Origin of the sequence: Cetobacterium somerae ATCC BAA-474, assembly GCF_000479045.1 — a bacterium.
Lineage (GTDB): Bacteria > Fusobacteriota > Fusobacteriia > Fusobacteriales > Fusobacteriaceae > Cetobacterium_A > Cetobacterium_A somerae.
Window position 1 is genome coordinate 1 of record NZ_KI518122.1, and the last position, 9,384, is coordinate 9,384.

At 26.0% G+C, this 9,384-nt stretch carries 11 protein-coding genes; all 11 read right to left on the bottom strand.

Annotated features, from left to right (window positions below; all coding sequences use genetic code 11):
• A partial coding sequence (locus HMPREF0202_RS05315; RefSeq protein ID WP_023050034.1) for a type II secretion system F family protein occupies positions 1-732 on the bottom strand: 732 nt, incomplete at its 3' end.
• Complete coding sequence (locus HMPREF0202_RS05320) at positions 729-1,874, bottom strand: GspE/PulE family protein (protein ID WP_040406495.1); 1,146 nt, start codon at positions 1,872-1,874, stop codon at positions 729-731. The genes HMPREF0202_RS05315 and HMPREF0202_RS05320, both read right to left, overlap by 4 nt.
• A gap of 153 nt (positions 1,875-2,027) precedes the next feature.
• Positions 2,028-2,591, bottom strand: coding sequence for a hypothetical protein (locus HMPREF0202_RS05325; RefSeq protein WP_023050037.1), 564 nt, complete (start codon positions 2,589-2,591; stop codon positions 2,028-2,030).
• 22 nt (positions 2,592-2,613) lie between these two features.
• Complete coding sequence (locus tag HMPREF0202_RS05330) at positions 2,614-3,429, bottom strand: histidinol-phosphatase HisJ family protein (RefSeq protein WP_023050038.1); 816 nt, start codon at positions 3,427-3,429, stop codon at positions 2,614-2,616.
• A gap of 108 nt (positions 3,430-3,537) precedes the next feature.
• The gene (mnmG, locus tag HMPREF0202_RS05335; RefSeq protein WP_023050039.1) at positions 3,538-5,388 is read right to left on the bottom strand and encodes a tRNA uridine-5-carboxymethylaminomethyl(34) synthesis enzyme MnmG; all 1,851 of its coding nucleotides are present in this window, start codon (positions 5,386-5,388) and stop codon (positions 3,538-3,540) included.
• Positions 5,389-5,475: 87 nt separating this feature from the next.
• The gene (gene mnmE / locus HMPREF0202_RS05340) at positions 5,476-6,843 is read right to left on the bottom strand and encodes a tRNA uridine-5-carboxymethylaminomethyl(34) synthesis GTPase MnmE (protein ID WP_023050040.1); all 1,368 of its coding nucleotides are present in this window, start codon (positions 6,841-6,843) and stop codon (positions 5,476-5,478) included.
• Between the two features lie 11 nt (positions 6,844-6,854).
• Entirely contained in the window at positions 6,855-7,592 is a 738-nt protein-coding gene (jag, locus tag HMPREF0202_RS05345) for an RNA-binding cell elongation regulator Jag/EloR (protein ID WP_023050041.1), read from the bottom strand.
• 10 nt (positions 7,593-7,602) lie between these two features.
• Positions 7,603-8,211 carry a YidC/Oxa1 family membrane protein insertase gene (locus HMPREF0202_RS05350; protein WP_023050042.1) on the bottom strand — a complete coding sequence of 203 codons (609 nt, stop codon included), beginning with the start codon at positions 8,209-8,211 and terminating at the stop codon, positions 7,603-7,605.
• Position 8,212: 1 nt separating this feature from the next.
• On the bottom strand, positions 8,213-8,449 hold the full coding sequence (yidD, locus tag HMPREF0202_RS05355; protein WP_040406499.1) for a membrane protein insertion efficiency factor YidD: 237 nt from the start codon (positions 8,447-8,449) through the stop codon (positions 8,213-8,215).
• A gap of 13 nt (positions 8,450-8,462) precedes the next feature.
• Positions 8,463-8,804 (bottom strand): ribonuclease P protein component, encoded by a 342-nt coding sequence (rnpA, locus tag HMPREF0202_RS05360; protein ID WP_023050044.1) that lies wholly within the window; start codon positions 8,802-8,804, stop codon positions 8,463-8,465.
• Positions 8,805-8,868: 64 nt separating this feature from the next.
• Positions 8,869-9,003: a 50S ribosomal protein L34 gene (gene rpmH, locus HMPREF0202_RS05365; RefSeq protein ID WP_023050045.1), complete on the bottom strand. Its 135-nt coding sequence runs from the start codon at positions 9,001-9,003 to the stop codon at positions 8,869-8,871.
• Positions 9,004-9,384 lie beyond the last annotated feature (381 nt).

The following is a 9,384-nucleotide window of genomic DNA, read 5'->3' on the forward strand; positions in this document are numbered from 1 at the left end:
ATATTTTTTTATAAAAGATACTTTTTGTAATTGTTTTTTTAAATGAAAAAATTTTATAGAAAAAAAAACTACACAAATTATTATAATTATTGTGTAGGGAAACTTATTCAAGATATGTTGAATATTTAAAATTATTCTTGTTAAAAATGGTAATTTATTTATTTCTATTTCGTATAATATTTGAAAATTAGGTACAATAAAGTAAAAAATTAAAAGTATTATTATTGTTGATATGAATAAGATAAAAGTTGGATATGATAAAGCTATTTTTAACTCGTTTTTTAATTTTTCTTTTTTTTGTTTCAAATAAGCTACTTTTAAAAAACCATCGCCTATTTTTCCAGCATTCTCTGAAACATAGATTATTAACATTTCTCTTTCTTTTATTAAATTTTCACTTCTTAAAATTTCATATATATCCTCTCCTTTCTCTAATTTTTTATAAAGATTAAAAATTCTAAATTTTAAACTTAAATTTTTACAACTACTTTTTTGAAACTCTATAGATTTTTTTAAAGAAACTCCAGCATTTAATAATCTTCCTATTTTAAAATATATCTTTTCTAAATCTTTTTCTTTAATTTTTCTTTCAAATTGTATTTCTAAAATTTTTATTAATTTTTTCTCCTCTTTAAATAACTTATTTAAAAGTATTTTTTTATTTCTTTCTAAATATATATCTTCTATCTGCTTCTTTTCTTTATTCAGAATAAGGCACCTATATAACTTCATATTAAACACTCTCTTAAAACTTCAGATTTTGTTGTAATTCCAGTTTCGACTTTTATAAAACCATTATCTAAAAGTGTTTTAAAACCTTTTAACTTTAAATAACTCTCTAAATCTTTTATACTTTTATTTAAAATAATATCTCTTATCTCCTTATCAAAAAATATTATCTCTTCTACAACTTCTCTGCCTTTAAACCCTTCATTGCAACAATTACTTTCAGTTTTACCACCACATATTTTACATATTTTTCTAACTAATCTTTGACTTTCAATAGCATTTATAGCGGCTGCAATAATAAATTTATCCACTCCAAAATTAATTAATCTATCAATAGCTGATACTGCATCTTTCGTATGAAGAGTAGTTATGACCAAATGACCAGTTAAGGATGCCATTAGTGCTATTTCAGCAGTTTCTTTATCTCTTATCTCTCCAACTAATATAATGTCTGGATCTTGTCTTAAAACACTTCTTAATATTATAGAGAAATCTAATCCTATCTCATTTTTACATTGAATTTGATTAATATTTGGAAATTGATATTCTATTGGATCTTCTATTGTAATTATATTTAATTTTTCATTATTTAAATAATTTACTATTGAATAAAGAGTTGTTGTCTTTCCACTTCCAGTTGGTCCACAAAATAATAATAATCCATTTTTTCTATTTAAAAGTTTCTTTAATTTAATTAAATTTTCATTTGTAAATCCTAAATTTTCTAAAGAAACTTCAGATATATTATTTTTCAATATTCTTAAAACACATCTTTCTCCAAATATAGTTGGAATCAATGAAACTCTAAAATCTATTTTTTCATTCTTATATTGCGCTTTAAACCTACCATCTTGAGGCAATCTTTTTTCTCCAATATCAAGCTCACTCATTAATTTCAATTTAGTCATCAATTTTAATCCAAAATTTTTATTTAAATCTTGATAATATTTTAAGATACCATCTATGCGAACTCTTATTTTAATATCACTTTCTTTTGATTCTATATGTATATCTGAAACATTCTCTTTTAAACTATAGAATATTAATTCATTTAAAAATTCTAAGATATCTTCTTTATTATATTTTATTTCATTAAAATCTCTTATTTCAAAAACTTCTCTTTTAAAATAAATATTCTCCCCCATATCATCTCCTTTCAACTTTTAATACTCTAAATTGAACTTTGTTTTCACTCGTAGAAACTTTTACATATTTTACTAAAACTCTATTCCTGTATGTTGTTTTTATTGGGACAATAGTCAAAATTATAATCATAAAAAAATAATTTTTTAAATTCATTATTCCTCCATCCAGCCAATTCTATTTTGACCATTTTGTGAATAGTGATAATTTAATATATTTTCATAATTGACATCCTTTACATCTCTATTTAAATATATATTTATTTTTAAAACTCTCTCTTTCTGAAATGTATAAAATGCAACTCTATTTTCAACTTGATTACTATAACCAAATATATACATTGTAAAAGCCTTACTTAGATTTCCATTTTTTGTTGTATCGACTTTAAATTTTTGATTCCTACTATTATCGTAAATTATTTCATATTTTAGTTTTTCAGGAAGATATAATTTTTCTATAATTTCGCTATTTAATTTTTTTACATTTAAATTCTTATTTAACATGTCAATTTCTATCTGATATTTACTTTTTTCATATAGCGATCTCATAGTATATTTAATAAAAAAAGTTTGAATGATACGTCTACTTTTTTCAAGGTCCATTTTCTCATTATATTTTAATATTTTGTAAAATAAAAAAGAGCTAACTATAAAAATAATAGCAACACACGCTATTGTCTCTAAAAAAGTTAGCCCTTTGTTCTTTTTATTTTTGTTCATACTCACCTTCTCTTAAAGAAAATTATTTTATTTTTTTAAAAGATACATCAAGTTGGTCAAAAGATGAAATATATTTCACTCCTATACTTTCTAAAAAATCATACGCTTTTTTAAAATCTTTGCCTAAATCTGATGCTTTGTGTGAATCTGAACCTATTGTTAGAATCTCTCCTCCTAGCTTAAAATAACGTTTTATTATATCATCACAAGGATAAAATCTATTCTCATTATATCTTATTCCAGAAGTATTAATTTCAATACCCTTTCCTTTGGAAATAATTTTTTTTAAAATCTCATCGATTATATCTTGATATCTTATATAATCTATAAAACCTTTTTTGTCAATACCGCCATATCTTGTAATAAAGTCAAGATGACCTTGAACACTAAACCTATTGAAGTTTTCTACACTTTTTAATATTTCTAAAAAATATTTATCATGAGCTTGTTCTCTCGTTTTATTTTCCCAAAACTCCTTTTGATCTAAAAGTAATTTATCCACACTATGAACAGAAGATATTATAAAATCAAATGGATATTTTTCTATAATTTTATCTCCAACTTCTCCTAGATGTCTTTGAATTCCAAATTCCATCCCTAATTTTATATCTAAGTCATCCTTATATTGATCTTTTAACTTTAAAATCGTCGGAACGTATTCATCTAAATTTAACATAAAATCATTACTATTAGTTGTCCCAATTACATCTAAATCCATATGATCAGTTATTGCAATCTCTTTAATACCTAATTCTTTTGCTTTTCTACAAATTCTATCTAAATCTTCTACAGAATCTCCAGAAAAACTACTGTGTATATGATAATCACTAATAATCACTATTTTTCCTCCAAAATCTATTTTATAGTTATAAGTATAACAAAAAAAACTGTAAATACAAGTTATTTAACTTTATCTTTACAGTTTTTATTATTGTCCGTAGTACTATTATTTTTTTAAAGTTGCTAAAAGTAACGCTATATCATTTCCTGTTACTCCACTTATTCTTGAAGCTTCTCCTATTGAAAGAGGTTTAATCTCTTTTAATCCAGCTTTAGCTATATTTGAAATACCAGTTACAGTATCAAAATCAAAATCTTCTGGAATACTTAAAGCTTCTAATCTTTTAAATCTTTCTATCTGCTCTCTTTCTCTTTCAATAAATACTTCATACTTTATCATCGTCTCAATTTGATTTTTTACAAATTCAGGATATTCAGGAATATGTAACAAATGAGCTAAATCATCATATGAAACCTCTTTAAATTTAAGAAGTTCATTTGCTTGAACACCTTTAGTTAATCTTTGTTCCGCTCCCTTTTTTTCTAATAATTCATTAGCATCTTTCATAGGAACTTTTGTTTCTTTTATTCTCTCAATCTCTTTATATACATCTTCTCTACATTTTTTTAAATAATTAATTTTATCTTCTGGAACAATTCCAATCTCCTCAGCTTTATCTAATAGTCTCATAAAACCATTATCAAATCTAAGTGTCAATCTATACTCTGATCTAGATGGTAAGACTCTATAAGGCTCTGGTGTCTTTTTATGAATGATATCATCAACTAGTACTCCTATATATCCTTCACTTCTATCAAAAATTACAGGTTGTTTATTTAATGTTTTCCTTGCTGCATTAACTCCAGCAATAAATCCTTGTGTTGCTGCCTCTTCATATCCAGATGTACCATTTATTTGACCTGCAAAATATAATCCTCTTATTTTTTTGCTTTCTAAACTTGGATATAATTGTGATGCAGGTGCATAATCATATTCTACTGCATAACCATATCTCATTATTTTAGCATTTTCTAGACCTTTGATAGATTTTAACATAGCTTCTTGAGCAAACGGTGGCATTGCTGTCGTTAATCCATTTACATAAAGCTCATTTGATTCACTTGATTCTAACTCTAAAAATATCTGATGATCATATTTATCTGGAAAGTTTAAAACTTTTCTATCTAAAGATGGACAGTGTCTAGGTCCATGTGTTTCAATTATTCCAGAAACTATTGGAGAAAATTTTAACATCTCTTTTGTTACATTTAAAGTTTCCTCTGAAGTATGAGTTAACCATGTTGGAACTACATTATTTTTTTCTTTTTGTGTATATATAGAAAAATATCTAGGATGTTCCTCTCCATAAAGTGGCTTCATAACAGAAAAATCTACAGTTCTCTTATCTATTCTTGGAGGAGTTGCTGTTTGATATCTTTCTAAATGTACTCCATTTTTTTGTAAACTATCTGATAATTTTTCAGCTGAATTTTCACCCATTCTTCCAGCAGGATATTTTACATCACCTATAACTATTCTTCCTTTTAAGAATGTTCCTGTAGCTAATACAACTGTTTCTGCGAAATATTCAATTCCTAAAGCTGTTTTAACACCTTTTATCATATCATTTTCAACTAAAAGTTCATCTACACTATCTTGCATAATCTCTAAATTTTCAGTTTCTTCAAGTAATGTTTTCATTTTTGTTCTATATAAAAATTTGTCAGCTTGTCCTCTTGTTATTCTAGCAGCAGGACCTTTACTTGTATTTAAATGTTTTAATTGAAGATTATATTGATCTGTATGCCTTCCCATCTCTCCACCTAAAACATCAATCTCTGCAACTAAATTACTTTTTCCAGGTCCACCTATAGATGGATTACATGACATCATTCCTATATTATCTAATGCCAATGTAAAAAGTAATGTTTTTCTATTCAATCTAGCACTTGCTAAAGCAGCTTCAACTCCAGCGTGTCCTCCACCAACAACTATTACATCATATTTAAAAGTCATATATTTCTCCTTTTATTTTTGTCCATATACATAAATAAACATCAAAAAAATTATAGCCACAGACAATAAATCTGTGGCTAATACCTTTTATTTTCCTACACAGAAATTACTAAAGATATGATCTAAAAGATCTTCATTACTAATCTCTCCTGTTACCTCTGACAATGAATCTAAAGCTTCTTTTAAATCTACAGCTATTAAATCCATTGGTAATCCCATATCTATTGTTTCAAATATATTTTCCACTGCTTGCTTAGTTTTTTCTAATGCTGACTTATGTCTAACATTAGTAATAACTAATTTTTGTGAACTATCTTCAACTTGACCAGAAATAACATAATTGTATATCTCTTTCTCCATTGAATCTATTCCTATTTTTTCTAATGCAGAAATTTTTATCCATTTTTTTATTTTTGTTAATGGTGTTATATCTAATTTAGATTCAACATCTGTTTTGTTTATAAGACCTATAACTTTATCAGCATGAATTCTTTCATGTATTTTTAAATCTTCTTCATCTAATTCTCTAGAGTTATCAACAACAAATAAAACTAAATCTGCCTTTTCAATTAACTCTTTTGATTTTTCTACACCTATATTTTCTACTAAATCATCTGTTTTTCTTATTCCTGCAGTATCCACTAAAACTAAAGGAATTCCATTTAGATTAACAACTTCTTCAATAACGTCTCTAGTAGTTCCAGCTATATGAGTTACTATAGCTCTCTCTTCTCTTAGAATAGAGTTTAATAAACTTGACTTTCCAACATTAGGCTTTCCTACAATAGCTGTTTTTACACCCTCTTTAATCATTTTTCCTTTATTATAAGATTTAATTAAAGTATCTGTTGTATTTACAACGTTATGTAAATTTTCAACTAAGTCATGTGGTAATGGATCATCTATTCCTTCTTCAGGATAATCTAAAACTACATTAACATGTGCAGAAACATCTAAAAGTTGTTTTTTTAATATATCAATTTGCTCTCTTAAATCTCCTCTAAGTTGATTTAATGATAATGATATACTTTTATCAGTTTTTCCATGTATTAAATCTATTACAGCTTCAGCTTGAGTTAAATCTAGTCTTCCATTCATGAAAGCTCTTCTAGTAAATTCACCTATTTCAGCTATTCTAGCTCCACTTTTTAAAACTAATTCTAAAACTTTTTCTGTAATTAGAAATCCACCGTGACAGTTTATTTCTACAATATCTTCTTTTGTATAAGTGTTAGGTCCTTTCATTATTGAAACTAAAACTTCATCTATAATTTCATCTCCATCATAAAGATGACCATAGTTAATACTAAAGTTTCTAAGCTCACTAACTTCTTTCTTTGATATAGGTTTAAATATTTTTGTTAGTATACATAAAGAATCACTTCCTGACATTCTAACAATTCCTATTCCACCTTCTCCTCTTGGAGTTGAAATGGCAGCAATAGTATCAAACATATAACTCACCCCTATTTCTTTTTTCTAATAACAATATATCTTTTAGGGTCTTTTCCTTCGCTATAAGTATCTAATTCCGAATATTTATTAACAACTTCATGTATAATTTTTCTTTCTCTTGGTGGCATCGGATTTAATTTTATTGGTTTAGTAGTTTTCATAGCTTTTTCAGCCATTTTTCTTGCTAAATCTCTTAATGTTACATTTCTTTTTTCTTTAAATCCTTCTACATCAACATCTATTCTAACATCTTTAATTAAAGTATTTAACAGATATTCATAGCTATTTAATGTTTTACCTTTTTTTCCAATAATTATTCCATTATCTTCACCGTAAAGGTTTATAACACAATTTCTACCCTCTAATCTTAAAATTTCAACTTCTAATTCAAGTCCCATTTTATTTAATAACTCTTGAGATGTTTTTATTATCTCTTTTTCTCTATTTTCTTTTAACTCTTTTTTTGATTCTTTTTTTTCTTGTTCTGCTTCTATGTCAGTTTCTGATTTCTCTGTAGTTTTCACTACTTCATCTTTTTCTGGACCTGAAATCTTAATCTCTTCAGCTTCTACTTCTCTGCTAACTTCAACTTTATATAATCCATCTTTAGCAAAAAAACCAAAGAACGACTTAGGCTTCTCTAATTCAGTAACTTGAACAACTTGATCAGCAGTAACCTCCAATATCTTTATAGCTCTAGCAATAGCAACTTCTCTATTACTCGCTTTGATTTCAATTATATTTTCCATAACTCTAGTCTTAGTCTCCTTTTTTCATTATGAAATATTGCTGTACGATTCCCACGAAGCTTGATGTTAACCAATAAACTTGTAGTCCTGCTGGCATTTTATAAGAAATAAATACCATCATTACTGGGAAAATATACATCATTTGTTTCATTTGTGGATTACTATCTGTTCCTGTTAATTTTTGTTGAATAAATGCAACAACTCCATTTAAAACAGGTAATATATAATAAGGATCCGGTTGTAATAAATTCATCCATAAGAATGATTCAGCAGGAACAATTCCTCTTTCAGCTCTTAAAACACCAAATAGTGCCCATAAAATTGGTAATTGAACTAAAAGTGGTAAACATCCTCCAGCCGGATTTACATTTTTTTCTTTGTAAAGTTCCATTGTTTTCTGGTTTAATAAATTTTTATCATGACCATATTTTTCTTTGTATTGCTCTAATATTGGTTGTAACTCTTTCATTTTTTTCATTGATTTATCTTGTTTCAATGTTAACGGTAATAATATTATTTTTATTAATATTGTTAATCCTATTATAGCTAAACCGAAATTTCCTGTAATTCCATTTATAAATAGCAATATTTGTTCAAATATTTTGTATAAAAATTCCATTTTATTTTTTTCCTCCGCATTTTTTAACTGGTGGCACAGGATCATATCCGCCTTTAGAATATGGGTGACACCTTAAAATTCTTAATATTCCCAAATACACTCCTTTAAAAACTCCATGCATTTCAATTGCATCATACATGTATTTTGAACAAGAAGGTTGAAATATACAGTTTTTCCCCAAAAATATTGAAATATATTTTTGATAAAATCTTATTAAAATCAAGATAGTTTTTTTCAAAATATAAACTAAACTATTTTTTAAATAATTTAGAATTTTTAAGAACACGGTCAAGATCTTTTTTCATCTCCTCAAAACTTAAAGTCTTAAATTTTTCTCCAGCTGTTCTTTTTGCAACAAAAATTATGTCATAACCTGTTATTAGGTTTCCTTCATTTAAACGACAATACTCTCTAAATAATCTTTTTAATCTGTTTCTACAAACTGCATTTCCAGTTTTTTTACTTACAACAAATCCAAATTTGTTTTCATTAGTTTCATTTGCTTTAAAAAAAATAAGAGAGTAATATCCAAATGATTTTTTTCCATAATTATAAACATTTTGAAACTCCCTATTTTTTTTTAAATTAATCATAATATTTAACTCCCTAAAATAGTCCTTAAATCTTTAAAAACCCGGTGTTTTAGATCACCGGGTTTTATGCTGATAATACTTTTCTTCCTCTTGCTCTTCTTCTCTTTAATACTTTTCTTCCGTTTTTAGTTGCCATTCTAGCTCTAAATCCGTGATCCTTCTTGTATTTTCTGTTATTTGGCTGATAAGTTCTTTTCATTTTTTCACCTCCTAAAAATATCTATATTTCAGATAAATATTTTAGAAGAAATTTTGAGTTTTGTCAAGTAAATTCTAATAAATAAAAAATTAATCTTAAAATTCAAAGAAAATAATAAATTATAAGGGGATTGATTGTATTCGCGCATATAGTTGTTTTTTGTTTTTTGTATAATGTTATATGTACAGACTAAGTTAAAAAAAAAACATACGTTCAACCATTGATTTTAAAGAATTTATATAAAAAAAAATATTATTGATTATATACAATTGGAATCCTATTGATTTTATTGCTTATTATGAGCACTTAATTTATTAAAACCTAATTAAATCAAGACTCTTTAAATATTATTGATTATATACATAATAGAGAAGTCCAATT